Origin of the sequence: Hyphomicrobium sp. MC8b (genome assembly GCF_905067615.1) — a bacterium.
In the GTDB taxonomy this organism is placed as follows: domain Bacteria; phylum Pseudomonadota; class Alphaproteobacteria; order Rhizobiales; family Hyphomicrobiaceae; genus Hyphomicrobium_B.
On sequence record NZ_LR898465.1, the window covers coordinates 2,280,279 to 2,297,162 of the forward strand.

A 16,884-nucleotide genomic window follows, 5' to 3' on the forward strand; every position below is an offset into this window, starting at 1 on the left:
TGCACAATTTGCGTTAACCCGGCGTTGACCATGTCTCAATGCAGTCGGATACTTCGGTTTCCATCAGTCGGGTCGTCTAGCCAGGCGGCATCACACGGAAACGATTCGAGCGATGTGGAAGACGCGGAGCATTTGGCTCGTCATTGTTGCGATCGCAGGGCTGCTTGCGGTCCTGTTGCAAAATGCGGAAGCCGCTGAGACGGGGTTCGCGACCAAGGCACCGCATGCCATGCTGATGGACGCGGAAACGGGCGCCATCCTCTATCAGCACAACGCCGACGAGCTTTTCCCGCCAGCGAGCATGAGCAAGCTGATGACGCTGGAGGTGCTTTTCCGCGCCATCAAGGAAGGCCGCGTTAAAAAGACCGACGAATACAAGATGAGCGTCAACGCCTGGCGCAACGGCGGCGCGCCGTCGGGTACGTCGGCGATGATGGTACCGGTCAATACGACGGTGACGGTAGATGAGCTTATTCAGGGGGTCGCGGTTCAGTCGGGCAACGATGCCGCCATGTGCATCGCCGAGAACATGGCGGGAACCGAAGGCGCGTTCGCGCGGATGATGAACGAGGAGGCGCGGCGGATCGGCCTCAAAAAATCAACGTTCGGCAATTCGACGGGGCTGCCTGATCCCCACCAGCTGATGACGGCGCGGGAGCTTGCCATACTGGCGCGGTACGTCATCCGTGAATATCCGGACTTCTACCCGGTTTTCAGCCAGAAGGAATTTCGCTACCGCCAGCATCGCTTCATCAATCGCAATCCGCTGCTGTTCTTGAACATCGGTGCCGATGGCATGAAGACCGGGCATATAGCGGCTGCCGGCTATGGCCTGGTCGGTTCGGCCGTTCAGGACGGCAAGCGGCTTATCGTCGTCGTCAGCGGCCTAGAGAAAGCGGATCAGCGAAAGGACGAGGCTGCGAAGCTTCTGACGTGGGGCTTTCAGTCGTTCAGCGCGGTCAAGCTTTTCAACGCGGGTGAGATCGTCGGGCAAGCGCGCGTCTGGGGCGGGAAGACTTGGTATGTACCGCTCGCCGCCAAGGGCGACGTGATGTTTACGATGCCTAAATATCCGGCAAATCAGCGGATCTCGGCAGAAATCGTCTATAAGGCGCCCCTGAAGCCGCCGGTGAAAAAAGGCGATCAGGTCGCGACGCTGCGTATTTCGAGTTCAAGCAGCGCATCGGCCGAAGTGCCGCTCTATGCTACGGAGGACGTTTCGAACGGCGGGATCGTCCGCCAGGGCGTCGACTCCCTTGTGCTAATGGCCTTGCGCCGGCTGGCACTCTAGATTACGCCCGCCGAAAAGCAGAGGCGAGCCATGAAGCGCGGAAAATTCATCACCTTCGAAGGCGGCGAGGCCACCGGAAAATCGACCCAGTCGAAGCGCCTGGCCGAACGGCTGGAACGCGCCGGTATTCCCGTCATCGTAACACGCGAACCGGGTGGCACGCCGGTCGGCGAAGACGTGCGCGCCCTTATCATGAAGGATCGTCCAACCGATCCGGTGACAGAGCTTCTGCTTTTCGCCGCGGCACGAGCCGAGCATATGACGTCGGTGATCCGCCCAGCGCTCTATGACGGCACGTGGGTGATCTCGGATCGCTTCATCGATTCAACGCGCGTCTACCAAGGCAAGCTCTATGGTCTGGAGCGCGCCTTTATCGAACAACTGGAAAAGTTCATCGTGGCGCCGGACTACCCGGACTTGACGTTGATCCTTGACCTGCCTGCGAGCGCGGGGATCGAGCGGGCGGAGCTGCGCGGCACGCTTTCGCGTTACGATGCCGAGCGCATCGAAACGCATGAGACGCTGCGAGAGGGCTTCCTCGAAATCGCCGAGCAGGAACCGCAGCGCTGCGTGCTGATCGACGGCCATCTACCGGTGACGAGCGTCGAGACGGCCGTGTGGCAGGCGGTCACCGCGCATCTGCTCGCTGAGGCCGATTGATGGCGCGTGCGCCATTGGGGGCTGACATCGAGGCGTTGCCGGAAGCGGATCGGCTCGATGATTTTCCGCACCCGCGCGAGACGCGTGCTCTCTATGGCCAGGACGCAGCACAAGAGGTGTTCGCAGAAGCAATCGCCGGCGGGCGTATGCATCATGCGTGGTTGCTCGCGGGGCCAGCCGGCATCGGCAAGGCGACGCTAGCTTATCTCGTGGCGCGTGCGGCGCTCGCCGAACCCGACGAGCGCGATATGTTTGGGCAAGGTCTCACGATCGAACCGGACTCGCGGACGGACCGGCTGGTGCGCGCGCTTTCACATCCGGCACAGTTTGTCATCCGGCGCCCCTACGACACGAAGACGAAGCGTTTCCCGCAGACCATACCGATCGACGAGGTGCGCAAGCTCAAAGGCTTCCTGTCGCTCAGCTCGGGCGACCAAGGCCGGCGGGTCGTCATCGTCGACAGTGCCGACGAGCTCAATCAGAACGCGGCCAACGCGCTTTTGAAGTCGCTCGAAGAGCCACCAGGGCGAACGGTCTTCCTCCTCATCACATCGGCGCCGGGACGGTTGCTCGCAACGATCCGGTCGCGGTGCCGCGTCATTGCCATGCCGCCGTTGTCGGACAGCGACCTGAAGCGTGCTGCTGCGCAGGCGCTGACGGCGGCAGAGATGGCACTCCCGGAAGAGCATGATTGGGACAAGCTGCTGCCGCTGGCCGGGGGGAGCGTTGGACGGGCACTCATCCTGCTTGGGGGCGGAGGGCTCGGCCTGCAGGCGCGTATCGATCAGGTTCTCGGGAGCCTACCGAAGCTCGATCTCAGGGTCGTTCACGGCCTTGCGGATGAGCTACAACCCATAGCCCAGGACCGGAAATTCCAGCTCTTCATGGACCTTTTCCAGGCGAGCCTGGGACGCCTGATCTCGGCGGCGGCGACGGGCGAGGGGGCACAGCGAGACGTGGAGCTGGCGGCCCGGCTGATAGGGCCTCAGCGCCTTGCGACTTTTGCCGAGCTATGGGAAACACTGGCCCGCGACAAGGCTGACACCGTTACGCTCAACCTTGACCGCAAATCGCTCATCCTCGGAAGTTTCGCGCGCCTCGAGGCAGCGAGCCGCGGCTGAGCAGGGTGCGCATGCGCGCCGCGTCTGGCACTGCAGAAAGAACCTAAAGTGGCGGAAAAATATTACATCACGACGCCGATCTTCTATCCGAACGGCAAACCCCATATCGGTCACGCCTATACCGTGATCGCGAGCGACACGCTCGCCAGGTTCGCGCGTCTCGATGGCCGCGACGTGTTCTTCCTGTCCGGCACCGACGAGCACGGTCTCAAAATGCAGCAGACCGCCGAGAAGGAAGGTATTACGCCTCTCGCGCTGGCCGATCGCAACTCGGCGATCTTCCGCTCGATGTACGAAGCTCTCGGCGCTTCGAACGATGACTTCATCCGCACGACGGAGCCGCGTCACTACAAAGCCTGCCAGGCGATCTGGGAAAAGATGGCAGCCAACGGTGACATCTACCTCGGTCGATACGGCGGTTGGTATTCGGTTCGCCAGGAAGCCTATTTCGACGAGAAGGAAACGACGGTCGGCGAAGACGGCGTACGTCGCGAACCGCTCGGCTCGCCCGTCGAATGGAACGAGGAGGAAAGCTACTTCTTCCGTCTCTCGGCCTATCAGGACAAACTGCTCGCACTCTACGAGAGCAATCCGGAATTCGTCGGCCCGCCAGAGCGACTGAACGAAGTTGCGAGCTTTGTGAGATCCGGCCTCAAGGATCTGTCCGTTTCGCGCTCGACGTTCAACTGGGGCGTACCGGTGCCGGGCGACGAGAAGCACGTGATGTACGTGTGGGTCGACGCTTTGACGAACTACATTACCGCCGCGGGCTATCCCGATACCGGCGCCGAGAGGTGGAAGTACTGGCCTGCCGACGTCCACATGATCGGTAAGGACATCGTTCGCTTCCATGCCGTTTATTGGCCGGCGTTTTTGATGTCGGCGGGCATCGAGCTGCCCAGGCGGGTTTTCGCGCACGGTTTTTTGTTCAACCGCGGCGAGAAGATGTCGAAATCTGTCGGCAACGTCGTCGATCCGTTCGAGTTGGTTGAAACGTTCGGCCGCGCTGCCGTGCGCTATTTCTTCCTGCGCGAAGTGATGTTCGGTCAGGACGGTAGCTATTCGTCGGAAGTCATCGTCAATCGGATCAACGCAGATCTCGCGAACAACCTCGGCAACCTGGCGCAGCGGTCGTTGTCGATGATCTTCAAGAATTGCGATGGAGCTATTCCGCAGCCGGGCGCACTCAGCGAAGCCGATGAAGCGATCCTCGCTGCGACAGACGGGCTCTACGTCACCGTACGCGCTGAGATGCAACGGCAGGGCATCACCAAATATCTCGATGCGCTCTGGGCGGTCATCGCGGATGCCAACCGTTACTTCGCCGCCGAAGAACCGTGGGCAAAGAAGAAAACAGATCCCGCGCGGATGGCGACGATCCTGTACGTCACGGCCGAATGCGTGCGCCAGTTTGCAATCCTCATTCAGCCGGTAATGCCCGAAAGTGCGGCGAAACTGCTCGATCTGCTGGCAGTTGCGCCGGAGGATCGCATGTTCGCAAGTCTCGGGGCCACAGGACGCCTGAAGCCGGGGACGAAAACCCCTGAACCACAAGGCGTTTTCCCCCGCTACGTCGCGCCGGAGGAAAGCAAGGCGTGAGCGGACAACGCGCCGCACGGCGCGGCGCGGCCTGTAGAGGGTAAAACGACCTGATGCTTGTCGATCATCATTGCCATCTCGATTTTCCCGACTTCGCGCCGGAGCTTGATGATGTCGTCGCGCGGGCGCGCGCGGCAGGCGTCGGCACGCTCGTCACGATCTCGACGCGGATCCGCGAGTTCGACAAGCTGAAGGCGATTACCGAGCGCTTCGAGGATGTGTACTGCTCGGTCGGCACGCATCCCAACAATGCGCACGAAGAGCTCGACATTCCGCTCGAACGTATCATCGCGCTTTCAAAGCACCCGAAGGTCGTTGCGATCGGGGAAGCCGGTCTTGACTATCATTACGATACCTCGACACCGGCCGCGCAGGCGGAAGGTTTTCGCCGGCATATCGCGGCGGCGCGCGAGACGGGTTTGCCGCTCGAAATTCACACGCGCGATGCCGACGAGGATACGCTCGCCATTCTCGAAGACGAGACGGCAAAGGGTGCATTTCCGGCCGTCCTCCATTGCTACACCGGCGGGCGCAAGCTCGCGATGCGCGCGCTGGAGCTTGGGCTTTACGTATCTTTCACGGGCGTGATTACCTTCAAAAACTCGGAGGGCTTGCGCGAGATCGTGCGCGACGTGCCGCTCGACCGATTGCTTGTCGAAACGGACGCGCCGTTCCTCGCGCCCATTCCGTTCCGGGGAAAGCGCAACGAGCCGGCTTATGTCGTGCGCACAGCGGCGGCGCTGGCCGATGTGAAAGGCGTCACGCCTGACGAGATTGCTGCCGCAACCACGGCGAATTTCTTCCGGCTCTACAGCAAGGCAAAGCCGCCGAAATCTCTTCCTTCCATAGACGGCGGGTCTGCCGCAGCATGAACTACAGATGCACGATATTGGGTTGCGGCTCTTCCGGTGGCGTGCCGCGCATTGGCATGAACTGGGGGGCATGCGATCCTGAGAATCCGAAGAACCGGCGTCTGCGCTGCTCGGCGCTGATCGAACGCACCGGGTCGGGCGGGCGGACGTCGGTTCTCATCGACACCTCCCCGGATTTTCGCGAGCAGATTTTGTCGACGCGTCTCACCGCGCTCGACGGCGTGCTCTATACGCACGATCACGCCGACCACACGCACGGCATCGACGATCTGCGCATGGTCGCTTTTTCGATGAAGCGGCGCGTCGAGGTCTATTTCAACAAGGCGACGGGCGACAGCTTGAAGTCGCGCTTTTCGTATTGCTTCGAGACGCCGCCCGGATCGGCGTACATGCCGATGCTCAACGGTCATGAGATCGACGGCGTAACACCGGTCGCAATTGCGGGCGGCGGCGGCACGATCACGGCACGGCCGATCCAGCAGCATCACGGTTCGATCCTGTCGCTCGGGTACCGGGTTTCCAATCTCGCGTATTCGCCGGACATCAATGACATTCCAGCGGAGTCCATTCCGCTGCTTGAAGGCCTCGACGTCTGGATCGTCGATGCGTTGCGTCACGGCGTGCACGAAAGCCATTTCAGCGTGAAGCAGGCACTGATGTGGGCCGAGCGTCTGAAGCCGAAGCGCACGATCCTGACGCACATGACGAGCGAACTCGATTACGCGACGCTGGCGCGCGAATTGCCTGCGGGCGTGGAGCCGGCTTACGACGGCATGATGATTTCGTTTACCTGAGGAAGGGCGGCGCGAACGCCGCCTGACGTCATCGCCAAAGGCCGTAATCGTCCCATTTCGCTTCGGGGATCAGACCACCCAGCTTATACGTGAATGTTTTCGCTCGCATCTGGTCAGGCGTGACCGTGCAGGTGAAATCGAGAAAATACCAGCGGTTGTTGGCGCGCACTGCGCCGCCTTTTGCGGTGACGACGTTGTCCTTGAATATCGCCGGCTTCTGAATGGTCGTCGTGACGCGGTCGATGCCTTTCAAATGGCTTCCTTTGCGGACGGCGTCGATGCCGCGAAGATTGCAGACCTGATGCGCACGTTCTTCCGGCTGAAGCTCCTTGAGCACGCGGTCCATCGAAGCATCCGCCAACGCCGTTTGCGTGCTGCCCGCAAACGTAAGCAACAATACAAGACTTCTCTTCGAGAGCATTCCCCTGACTTCCCCTTTGAATTCCCCATCAGTCCGGAACGACCGGAAGCGGCCCCCCGACCGCGATCGTCAAAACGCGCGTTGATGTGACCGTAATGAGGCGACATCCGTCACTGCAGACCTCGCCTGCAATGCGCGACGCAGATTCCATCGATGGTTCGGGAGTCTAGGGACGGCAGCTGTCGAAAAAGTAAATATGGCGCTCGCTAGGCTAATGGCTCGCGCCATTCGCGGAAGTTTATGATCCCGCCGTTTCTTTCGCACTGCGGCGATGCAAGTTCGAGAAAGAGGGGAACGAGATCTTCAGGAGCGGGAAGCGTCTCAGGATCTTCGCCCGGAAATGCCTTGGCACGCATCTGTGTGCGCGTGGCACCAGGATTGATCAGATTGGCTTTAACGCACGTGCTCTGGAGTTCGGCGGCCCAGGTTTTGACGAGCGCTTCCAGACCGGCCTTCGACGCGGAATAGGCGCCCCAGTAAGCGTATTTGCCGCTGGCGGCGCCCGACGTCACGAACACAGCCCGGCCGGCGTCGGAACGCTTCAGCAGCGGATCGAGCGTGCGGATCAGACGCCAGTTGGCGTTGAGGTTGATATCGATGGTGGAGAGAAAGCCTTCGTCGGTCGTGTGGCCGAGCGGGGAGAGCGGGCCGAGGATACCGGCGTTGGCGATCAGAATATCGAGGCGCTCCCAGCGCTGATAGATTGTCGGCCCGAGCTGATCGACCCGGTCGCCTTTTTTGAGGTCGAGCTGAAGAAGGGTCGCGGCGCCGCCAAGTGCCCGGATCTCATCGTCAACCGCTTCGAGCCCGCCGAGCGATCGCGCTGCCAGGATGACGTGAGCTCCGGATTTCGCGAGGCCGAGAGCAACGGCGCGGCCGATACCGCGGGACGCGCCAGTGACGAGCGCAATGCGCCCTGAGAGGGGAGTGTCCGTCATGTGTCACTCTTCAAAAGCAACGGACGGACAGGCCGCCCTCATCAGCCGACTTCGGCGAGAAGGGATAGCTGCCTCGGAATGGCTTCGCCACCGTAATCGGTGAGATTGGTCGGGTAATCGCCGGTGAAGCAGTGATCGGTGAACTGCGGCGCACGGTTGTCGCGGCCTTCAAGACCGATGGCGCGATAGATGCCGTCAACCGACAGGAAGGCAAGGCTGTCGGCTTCCATGAAGTCGCGCATTTCGTCGAGCGACATGTTGGCGGCGAGCAGGTCTTTCTTGCTCGGCGTGTCGATGCCGTAGAAATCCGGATGCGTAATCGGTGGCGAGGAAATCCGCATGTGGACTTCCGCTGCGCCCGCGTCGCGGATGAGCTGGACGATTTTCTTCGACGTGGTGCCGCGCACGACGCTGTCGTCGATCAGGACGACGCGGTTGCCGCGAATGACGCCGGAGTTCGCCGAGTGCTTGAGCTTGACGCCGAGCTGACGGATGCGCTGCTCAGGCTCGATGAAGGTTCGGCCGACGTAGTGATTGCGGATGATGCCGAGTTCGAACGGGATGCCGCTCTGCTGGCTGAAACCGATAGCAGCCGGCACGCCGGAATCCGGGATCGGCACGATGACGTCTGCGGCGGGCGCGGATTCGCGCGCCAGTTCGATGCCCATGCGCTTGCGGATATCATAAACGGTCTGGCCGCCGACGATGGAATCCGGACGCGCGAAATAGATGTATTCGAAGATGCATGGACGCGCTGGGCGCATCGGGAAGGGGCGGTGGCTTTCGAGGCCTTCGTCGGTGATGACGACGACTTCGCCGTTATCGACTTCGCGCAGGAACTCGGCGCCGACCATGTCGAGCGCGCAGGTTTCAGAAGCGAGCACATAAGAGGTGCCGAGGCGACCGATGACCAGCGGGCGGATGCCGACCGGGTCACGAACGCCGATCATCATGTCGTTGGTCATGCAGACGAGGGCGTAAGAGCCTTCGACCTGGCGAACCGCATCGACGAGGCGCTCGACGATGCGGCGCTTCTTGGAGCGGGAGAGAAGGTGAAGAATGACTTCCGTGTCGGAGGTCGACTGACAGATGGCGCCGGATGAGATCAGTTCGCGCCGGAGCGTCAGAGCATTGGTGAGGTTGCCGTTGTGGGCGACTGCGAAGCCGCCGGTATCGATGTCGGCAAAAAGCGGCTGGACATTGCGGATGAGGGGATCGCCGGTTGTCGAGTAGCGATCGTGGCCGATGGCCATACGGCCTTTGAGGCGGGCGAGAACTTCCGGTTTCGAGAAGTTGTCGCCGACGAGGCCCATGCGGCGCTCGGAGTGGAAGTTGCGGCCATCATAAGAGACGATGCCGGCTGCTTCCTGGCCGCGATGCTGCAGGGCATGTAGACCCAGTGCTGTGATCGCCGCCGCATCGGGATGATCGAAGATACCGAAGACGCCACATTCTTCGCGTAGGCGATCATCGCCATAGCGCGTGAACGTGAGGCCATCGATTTTCGTCGTCGCGCCGCCTTGCTGTGCCATAAGGCACCTCCCGCGATTGAGCCGCCCTGCTCTGCCCGATACGCCGGGTAACTAAATTCCGAACGTGCCGTCGCCGCTGACGCTACCCGCGTCACGCGAGCGTCATATAGTACCGTTGGCCATTGATGACCAGCGCGACTGAACGACCCTTTTGCTCAAGAAAGCCTTGCTGTCCAGGCTGTTCGTTTGGCGAAGCCGGTGGCGGCGTCGCGGACGGTTGCGGAATGACCTGCAGCAGGACATTGCGGATCGACTCCCCCGTCGCCTTCACGTAGGGCCTAAAAAATGCATCCCGAACAAGAGGATGCTGCTTTTCTTTCTCAGGCGAAATGAACGCCTCATAGGCCATGTAGGGTATGACGAAGAGAAGAAAGCCGCGCAGGACGCCGAAGATGAAGCCGAGAACCCGGTCTATCATGCCGACCTGACTATCCAGAATTGCATCGGAGATGCGCGCGGTAATCAGGTGCACGATGATGAGGACGATGAGGGCGACAGCGACTGCCACGCCGACCGTCGCGATTTGCGGTGGCAGGCCGGTCTGGGTTGCGAGATCGGCCGTCATCTCCTTCTTGGTGGCGAAGATCCAGTAGCCGACGCCAGCAGCGGAAATCCAGGAGACGATCGACAGCAGCTCGCGCGCGAAGCCCCGGTACATCGCAAGAAGACCGGATATGAACGAGACGGCGATCAGCGCCAGGTCTAGGTAAGTGAACGGGCCGACCATGGCCGTATCCCCTCTTTGGTCGCGTGCTCCCCGAGCATGAGACTCGCCCCAAGAATCAGTCGCATGACGCCGTAGCGTCTGCAAGCGACTTGAGGTGTGCGATGCGGGAAAGCGACAGCTTCATGCCCTGGACATCGACGTCGCCGTTTTCCGGCAGAACCGCCTGTCCAAATCCAAGTTTTGAGGCCTCTTTCAGGCGCGGTGTCATCATGGCGGCGGCGCGGACGGCCCCCGACAGCGAGACCTCGCCGAAATAGACGGCGTCGCGCGGCAAGGCAATGCCGGAGATGGATGACAAAAGCGCCGCGGCGGCGGCGAGATCGGCGGCCGGTTCGGTAATCTTCAGCCCGCCAGCGACGTTTAGGTAAACGTCATGGTTGGCGAACGAAACACCGCAGCGGGCATCGAGTACGGCGAGCAGCATGGCGAGACGGTTCGAGTCCCAGCCTACGACGGCGCGGCGCGGGGTGCCGAAGCCCGACGGCGCAACGAGCGCCTGGATCTCGACGAGCAACGGGCGCGTGCCTTCGACGCCTGCGAAGATCGCCGAGCCGGGGCTGCGGCTGTCGCGGTCGCCGAGGAACAGCTCTGACGGATTGGCAACTTCCTGTAAGCCGCCGGTGACCATTTCGAACACGCCGATCTCGTCCGACGGCCCAAAGCGATTCTTCACGGCGCGCAGAATGCGATAGGGCATGCCGCGATCGCCTTCGAAATACAACACGGTGTCGACCATGTGCTCGATGACTTTCGGTCCGGCGATCTGGCCGTCCTTGGTCACGTGGCCGACGAGCAGCATGGCCGCTCCCGCCATCTTGCCGTAGCGGATCAGCGACAGCGCTGCGGCGCGAACCTGGCTGACTGTGCCAGGCGCAGCATCGAGCGTATCGGCCCAGAGCGTCTGGATGGAATCGATGATGATGAGATCCGGCGCCTTACCGTCACCGAGCGTCGCCAGGATGTTCGACAGGTTCGTCTCGGAGGCAAGCGCGACCGGTGCATCGGCCAGTCCGAGGCGGTTCGCACGCAGACGGACCTGAGCGATGGCTTCTTCGCCGGAAAAATAGAATGCGCGTCCGCCGCTGCGAGCGAGGTGGGCTGCGACCTGGAGCAGAAGCGTCGATTTGCCGATGCCGGGTTCGCCGCCGATGAGAATGGCCGAGCCCGGAACGATGCCGCCGCCCGTCACGCGATCAAGCTCGGCGATGCCGCTGGAAAAGCGCGGCGCTTCTTCAGCTGCGCCCTTCAGCGTTTCGAGCTTGATGACGCGACCTTTGCTCTGGCGCGTGACGCCTGCGCCGGGTGGGGGGCCTGCGTCCGTCTCTTCGACGAGCGTGTTCCATTCACCGCAGGCGGTGCACTTTCCCGCCCAGCGCGACGCAGTCGCTCCGCAATTCTGGCAGACGTAAAGGGAGCGCGAGGGCTTTGCCATGGCGCCTACGGATTCTCATCAAGATAGAGGCGCGTGAAGCGGTTGCCGAGGCGTGTCAGGATTTCGTAGCCGATGGTTCCGGCTGAGAATCCGGCGTCCTCGATCGTCAGACCTTCAGCAATGAGTTTCGCGAATTCGCCGGGCATGGCGGCACCTTCAGGCAGATCGGTGACGTCGACGGTGATGAGGTCCATCGAGATGCGGCCGACGATCGGCGCCAAGTGGCCGCTGATGAGGACGTGTCCGCCGGGACGGCCATCGGGCGCGCTGGCGTTGCGCGGAACGCCATCGGCATATCCGGCGGCAATCGTGGCGATACGGCTTGGGCGTTTGGCGCGCCACGTCGCAGAGTAGCCAACCGTTTCGCCAGGGGCGACGTCCGCGACGGCGAGAATGCGCGCTGCAACGGTAACGGCGGCGTGTACCGGCGCTGGGGCGATTTGCGATGCCTGTCCGCCGTAGAGCGCGTAGCCGGGCCGGACCAGATCGAAATGATAGGACGGTCCGAGCATCAATCCATCGGAAGCAGCGAGGCTTCGCGCCACGCCGGGAAACAGCGCCGATAGCGTCTCGAACGTCAGCAGTTGCTCGCGGTTTTTCGGATCGCGCGGATTGTCGGCCGAGGCGAGGTGGCTCATCACCAGGTCGAGTTCGATGCCCGCCATCATCGACGGTTCGGCGACGAGGCGGCGAACGTCGCGCACGGGAAGCCCGAGGCGATGCAGGCCGGTGTCGATGTGAAACGCTGCGGGAAGCCGTTCGCCGCGCGCCCGGCACAGCGCCGACCAGGCGACGACGTCATCGAGCGTCGATAGCACCGGCTTCACGGCGAAATGCGCGAACGCGGCGGCGGTGTTTCCGACCAGACCGTCGAGCGCGTAGATGTCGGCATCCGGCGCGATACGGCGTGCCGTTTCGGCTTCGCCCGGAGTCGCAATGAAAAAAGCTGTGCAGCCTGCCCGCGCAAGCGTGGCGATGACGCGTTCAGCGCCAAGCCCATACGCGTCGGCTTTGACGACGGCAGCGCAACGTGCGGGCGCGACCTTATCGGCCAGTGCCCGCCAGTTCGCAGCGATGCATCCGAGGTCAACGGTGATCGTTCCCGTCGCCCTTGCTACGCTCTCGGGCATTCGCGCATTGACCGTCATCTCACGTTCCCACCCCGGCTGCGATCCGGGCCCCTCTAGTGCTGGGGCAGCATATAGTCTCGGGCCAGATTGCCAAAGCGCGTGAATTGTCCTTCGAAGGACAACTCGACCGTGCCGACAGGACCGTGACGCTGCTTGCCGATGATGACCTCGGCCTTGCCGGAGGCTGCGCTCATCTTCGTCATCCAATCGGCAAATTCGGGCGTTCCTTCGGCGGGCTTCGTGCGCTCGATGTAATATTCCTCGCGGTACACGAACATGACGACGTCGGCGTCCTGCTCGATGGAGCCCGATTCGCGAAGGTCGGAGAGCTGCGGGCGCTTGTCTTCGCGCTGTTCGACCTGACGGGACAGCTGCGACAGCGCGATGATCGGAACCGCCAGTTCCTTGGCGAGTGCCTTGAGGCCGGTGGTGATCTCGGTGATTTCCTGCACGCGGTTGGCGCTGCTGCTCGCTTTTGAGCCGGCGAGCAGCTGAAGGTAGTCGACGACGAGCAGATCGAGGCCGTGCTGGCGCTTGAGCTTTCGCGCGCGAGATGAAAGCTGCGCGATAGTGATGCCGCCGGTCTGGTCGATGAAGAGCGGAATGCGCGACATCTCGGTCGCAACTTCCGAGAGCTTGCGGAACTCGGCCTCGTCGATCATGCCGCGGCGGATTTTTTCCGACGACACCTCGGCCTGCTCGGCGAGAATACGGGTGGCCAACTGCTCGGACGACATTTCGAGCGAGAAGAAGCCGACGATGCCGCCATCGACTGTGTGCATCGTGCCGTCGGACTGACGTTCACCACGATAGGCCTTGGCGACGTTATAGGCGATGTTTGTTGCGAGCGCCGTCTTACCCATCGACGGACGACCGGCCAGGATGATCAAGTCGGAACGCTGCAGACCGCCGAGCTTGTTGTCGAGATCGGAGAGACCGGTCGATGCGCCCGACAAATGCCCCGCACGCTGGAACGCGCTGTTTGCCATTTCGATGGCGGTGGTCAGCGCAGATTTGAAGGTCTCGAAGCCCTTGCCGTACTTGTTCTGCTCGGCGAGCGAGTAGAGACGGCCTTCGGCTTCTTCGATCTGGGCGCGCGGCGCATGATCGACGGCGCTGTCGTAAGCCGTGTTGACCATGTCTTCGCCGATGATAATCAGCGAGCGGCGGGTCGCGAGATCGTAGATCGTGCGGCCGTATTCGGCGGCGTTGATGATGGTCGTGGCGTTCGCTGCGAGACGGCCGAGATACTGCGGAACGGTCAGGTTCGAGTCGATCGGTTCGACGTTTTCGAAGAACGTCTTCACCGTGATCGGCGTCGCGGTCTTGCCGGCATGGATAAGGGTGCCGAGCGTCTCGAAGATGCGGGCATGCAGCGGATCGAAGAAATGGTCGGGCGACAGGAAGCCGGAGACGCGATCGAGCGCCTCGTTGTTGACGAGGATCGCACCGAGAAGCGCCTGCTCGGCTTCAATGTTATGCGGCGGCTGACGGAAGGTCAGCGGCTCATTGGCCGAGACAACCTGTTTGAGCTTCTCGGTGGGGAGGACTGCGGGATCTGCCATGCGCCGGAAGCTAACCGATTCCAGGTCGCGACCGGGAGATTGTGCTCATGCAACCTGTGAGGCATCCCCGCTATCAACACGCTCCCGACAGGGCGCTGCAGAAGTGCTTGGCCGTGTTAAACTCGCAACGGCCAAGCAGTCCACAGGAGCGTGAAATCCTCAGGCCGATTCTTCGGCTTCGTCCTGCGGCGCGGCGCCTTCTTCGAACGCTGCGTCCGGATTGAAGGTCTCGAGTTCGAGGGCCTCTTCCTTGACGACGGCAACGTCTTCGCCGCGGGCCTGCTTGTCGGCTTCGTCCTGCGAGCGGGCGATGTTAAGCGAGATCGAGCAGATGACTTCCGGATGCAGCTGGACGGTCGCGGGCGTGACGCCCAGCGTCTTGATCGGCTTGTCGAGGATGATCTGGTTGCGGTCGACGGTGAAGCCGCCTTCGGTGATGACGGCTGCGATGTCGCGCGTCGAGACGGAGCCATAAAGCTGGCCGGTATCGCCGGCGGCGCGAATCAGAACGAAGGACTGGCCGTTGAGCTTGGCGGCGACGGCTTCGGCGTCGGCCTTGTGGGCGAGGTTGTCAGCTTCGAGCTGAGCGCGGCGACCCTCGAACACCTTCTTGTTGTCTTCCGTGGCGCGCAGCGCCTTCTTCTGCGGCAGCAGGTAATTGCGGGCGTAGCCATCCTTGACGTTGACGATGTCGCCCATCTGACCGAGACGTCCAATACGTTGAAGAAGAATAACTTGCATGTGTTTCATAGCTCCTGGTTTGAATTGGGGAATGCGATTTCAGTTCGGCGCTTCCGGCGGCTTTCGTGCCGACCGGTAGCGGAAGACGGTTTCGGCGAGTCCCGTGATGGCGAGCAGCAAGCCGAGGTGAGGGATGAAAAGGACTCCGATATAGAGGGCCGTCAGGATGAACGTTCGCCACTGCGAGCCGCGCGTCAGCGAATGGATGAGCGCCAAGCCAACAAGCGCAAACGCCAGCGTGAAGGGCGCCGCAAAACCGGCGGCGAACAATCCTGGCATGCCGCCGACGAAGCTCAGTCCGATGGCGATCAAAAGTGCGAACGTCGCTCCCGGCGGCAGGGCGAATGCCGCAAAATCGGGCCAGGGCCGCTGCAGCCGTCCGGATGCCAGCGTGATGCGGCCTGCGAGCCAAAGATTGATGAGGATCGTTCCCATCGCGAGAATGCCCAGCGCCCAAGGCAGAGAGTAAAGCGTCGAGCGGGTGATCTCGTCGATTTCAGGCGCGCCGATTTCGGGAGCGCCGGGAATTTGCGACAGCTCCGTCTTGACGAAGCTCTCGACGACGGTGCGGAGCAACTTCGTCAACGTATCGACGTCCCCGCCCATCAGCATCAGCGCCAGGATCGTGAAGCAACCGGCGAAAATGGCGGCGGCGATGGTGATGCGGCCGACGGGATACCATTCGCGCTCGCCGTCGTTCTCGCGGCTCAGCAGCGCGAGGCGCGTGCAGATGACGGCCGGCAGCGCGGTGCTGATGGCATAGACTTCGGCGGCGAGGGGGTTGGCCATAAGCAGCACGCAGGTCGTCGCGGTGATGGCGGCAATCGACGCGGCGATCGGGCCGAGACCAAGCCCGGTCAGATAAAGCGAGAGTGGCGTCAGCAGAAAGAGGACGATGCGGAGCAAGAAAGCGCCCGTCGTCGCCGATGCGAATACGACTGCGGAAATCAGTCCCGCTGCAAGGGCAAGTATGAAAGCGTTCGTCGGCATCTTCTTTTGCTGTCCCGCATCGGAGCGGTTAGAGCCAGATCCGGTCGCCCGTCCTGACCCAACTTCTTGGTTTGCGTCTTCCGACTCGCATTCTGCGAGCCGGCCGGAAGACACGGACATTTTCTTTGCGCCTCCCGACTTCGCTTCGCGGAGTTGGTCGGGAGACGCGTTTGATGTTGCTCCAGGCGAGCGGCGCAACGCGCCGGCCCACCCAGATGCAGTTTACTTGATCACGTACGGCAGCAAGCCGAGGAAGCGGGCGCGCTTGATGGCGCGGGCCAACTCACGCTGTTTCTTCGCCGAAACGGCCGTGATGCGGCTCGGCACGATCTTGCCGCGCTCGGAGATGTAACGGCCGAGGGTGCGGACGTCCTTGTAGTCGATCTTCGGTGCGCCAGCGCCCGAGAACGGGCAGGTTTTGCGGCGACGCTGGAAGGGACGGCGTGCGCCACCGCCAGTGGAAGCGATCTCAGCCATGGATTAGCCCTCCGAGCCGGTGTTGGACTGACGCGGGCCACGGGGGGCCTCGCCTTCACGCGGGGGACGCGGGCCGCGCGGGCCATCGCCGTCACGCGGGGGACGCGAACGGAACGTCGAGCCGCCTTCGCGACCGCCGCCGAAGCCGCCACGGTCACCGCGCGGCGGGCCGCCACGGCCGCCGCCGAAGCCACGGTCGCCACGATCACCACGTTCCTCGCGGTCCTGCTTGCGCATCTGGACGCTCGGCTCGGTCTCAAGCTCTTCGACGCGCACCGTCATGAAGCGGATGACGTCGGTGTGGAGGCCCATGCGGCGCTCCATTTCGGTCACGGCTGCCGGCGGCGCTTCAATGTTGAAGAAGGCGTAGTGCGCCTTGCGGTTCTTCTTGATCTTGAAGGCGAGGTTCTTGAGACCCCAGTATTCCTGCTTCGTGATTTTGCCCTGGCCTTCTTCGACGACGCCCTGGAATTCTTTCATCAGAGCTTCGACTTGGGCCTGGGTCACGTCCTGGCGCGCCAGGAAGGTATGCTCGTAAAGCGGCATACGATTGGCCTTTCGGTTCGAGTTATAACGTCTTGCGACGTCTTGATT

Annotated in this window: 17 protein-coding genes; 6 read left to right on the forward strand and 11 right to left on the reverse strand. The window is 62.2% G+C overall.

Features of this window, described 5'->3' with window-relative positions; translation table 11 throughout:
* Nucleotides 1–112: 112 nt before the first annotated feature.
* Genes ACLB1Z_RS10960 through ACLB1Z_RS10985 form a run of 6 tightly spaced genes read left to right on the forward strand, consistent with a single transcriptional unit; the run spans nucleotide 113 to nucleotide 6,337 of the window.
* Nucleotides 113–1,291, forward strand: coding sequence for a D-alanyl-D-alanine carboxypeptidase family protein (locus ACLB1Z_RS10960; protein WP_409559895.1), 1,179 nt, complete (start codon nucleotides 113–115; stop codon nucleotides 1,289–1,291).
* A gap of 30 nt (nucleotides 1,292–1,321) precedes the next feature.
* Entirely contained in the window at nucleotides 1,322–1,951 is a 630-nt protein-coding gene (gene tmk / locus ACLB1Z_RS10965) for a dTMP kinase (protein WP_409559896.1), read from the forward strand.
* On the forward strand, nucleotides 1,951–3,072 hold the full coding sequence (locus ACLB1Z_RS10970; RefSeq protein ID WP_409559897.1) for a DNA polymerase III subunit delta': 1,122 nt from the start codon (nucleotides 1,951–1,953) through the stop codon (nucleotides 3,070–3,072). The genes tmk and ACLB1Z_RS10970 overlap by 1 nt, the downstream gene beginning before the upstream one ends.
* A 48-nt stretch (nucleotides 3,073–3,120) precedes the next feature.
* The gene (gene metG / locus ACLB1Z_RS10975) at nucleotides 3,121–4,671 is read left to right on the forward strand and encodes a methionine--tRNA ligase (protein WP_409559898.1); all 1,551 of its coding nucleotides are present in this window, start codon (nucleotides 3,121–3,123) and stop codon (nucleotides 4,669–4,671) included.
* 53 nt (nucleotides 4,672–4,724) lie between these two features.
* Nucleotides 4,725–5,543 (forward strand): TatD family hydrolase, encoded by an 819-nt coding sequence (locus ACLB1Z_RS10980; RefSeq protein ID WP_409559899.1) that lies wholly within the window; start codon nucleotides 4,725–4,727, stop codon nucleotides 5,541–5,543.
* A complete protein-coding gene (locus ACLB1Z_RS10985; protein ID WP_409559900.1) occupies nucleotides 5,540–6,337 on the forward strand; it encodes an MBL fold metallo-hydrolase in 798 nt (265 codons plus the stop codon). The genes ACLB1Z_RS10980 and ACLB1Z_RS10985 overlap by 4 nt, the downstream gene beginning before the upstream one ends.
* Before the next feature lie 28 nt (nucleotides 6,338–6,365).
* Here ACLB1Z_RS10985 and ACLB1Z_RS10990 read toward each other — a convergent pair whose 3' ends face one another.
* The 11 genes from ACLB1Z_RS10990 to rpsF form a co-directional block, all read right to left on the reverse strand.
* Entirely contained in the window at nucleotides 6,366–6,734 is a 369-nt protein-coding gene (locus ACLB1Z_RS10990) for a DUF930 domain-containing protein (RefSeq protein WP_409559901.1), read from the reverse strand.
* Between the two features lie 230 nt (nucleotides 6,735–6,964).
* Nucleotides 6,965–7,696, reverse strand: a complete 732-nt coding sequence (locus ACLB1Z_RS10995; RefSeq protein WP_409559902.1) for an SDR family NAD(P)-dependent oxidoreductase — start codon at nucleotides 7,694–7,696, stop codon at nucleotides 6,965–6,967.
* Nucleotides 7,697–7,737: 41 nt separating this feature from the next.
* Entirely contained in the window at nucleotides 7,738–9,228 is a 1,491-nt protein-coding gene (gene purF / locus ACLB1Z_RS11000) for an amidophosphoribosyltransferase (RefSeq protein WP_409559903.1), read from the reverse strand.
* 91 nt (nucleotides 9,229–9,319) lie between these two features.
* On the reverse strand, nucleotides 9,320–9,955 hold the full coding sequence (locus ACLB1Z_RS11005; protein ID WP_409559904.1) for a CvpA family protein: 636 nt from the start codon (nucleotides 9,953–9,955) through the stop codon (nucleotides 9,320–9,322).
* Between the two features lie 55 nt (nucleotides 9,956–10,010).
* Entirely contained in the window at nucleotides 10,011–11,387 is a 1,377-nt protein-coding gene (gene radA, locus ACLB1Z_RS11010) for a DNA repair protein RadA (RefSeq protein ID WP_409559905.1), read from the reverse strand.
* Nucleotides 11,388–11,392: 5 nt separating this feature from the next.
* On the reverse strand, nucleotides 11,393–12,535 hold the full coding sequence (gene alr, locus ACLB1Z_RS11015) for an alanine racemase (protein WP_409559906.1): 1,143 nt from the start codon (nucleotides 12,533–12,535) through the stop codon (nucleotides 11,393–11,395).
* 35 nt (nucleotides 12,536–12,570) lie between these two features.
* Nucleotides 12,571–14,082 carry a replicative DNA helicase gene (locus ACLB1Z_RS11020; protein ID WP_409559907.1) on the reverse strand — a complete coding sequence of 504 codons (1,512 nt, stop codon included), beginning with the start codon at nucleotides 14,080–14,082 and terminating at the stop codon, nucleotides 12,571–12,573.
* A 159-nt stretch (nucleotides 14,083–14,241) separates the two neighbouring features.
* Nucleotides 14,242–14,823, reverse strand: coding sequence for a 50S ribosomal protein L9 (gene rplI / locus ACLB1Z_RS11025; protein WP_013947666.1), 582 nt, complete (start codon nucleotides 14,821–14,823; stop codon nucleotides 14,242–14,244).
* Nucleotides 14,824–14,862: 39 nt separating this feature from the next.
* The gene (locus ACLB1Z_RS11030; protein WP_409559908.1) at nucleotides 14,863–15,813 is read right to left on the reverse strand and encodes a DUF2232 domain-containing protein; all 951 of its coding nucleotides are present in this window, start codon (nucleotides 15,811–15,813) and stop codon (nucleotides 14,863–14,865) included.
* Nucleotides 15,814–16,035: 222 nt separating this feature from the next.
* Nucleotides 16,036–16,290: a 30S ribosomal protein S18 gene (gene rpsR, locus ACLB1Z_RS11035; protein ID WP_013947669.1), complete on the reverse strand. Its 255-nt coding sequence runs from the start codon at nucleotides 16,288–16,290 to the stop codon at nucleotides 16,036–16,038.
* Between the two features lie 3 nt (nucleotides 16,291–16,293).
* Nucleotides 16,294–16,836, reverse strand: coding sequence for a 30S ribosomal protein S6 (rpsF, locus tag ACLB1Z_RS11040; protein ID WP_409559909.1), 543 nt, complete (start codon nucleotides 16,834–16,836; stop codon nucleotides 16,294–16,296).
* Nucleotides 16,837–16,884: the final 48 nt, after the last annotated feature.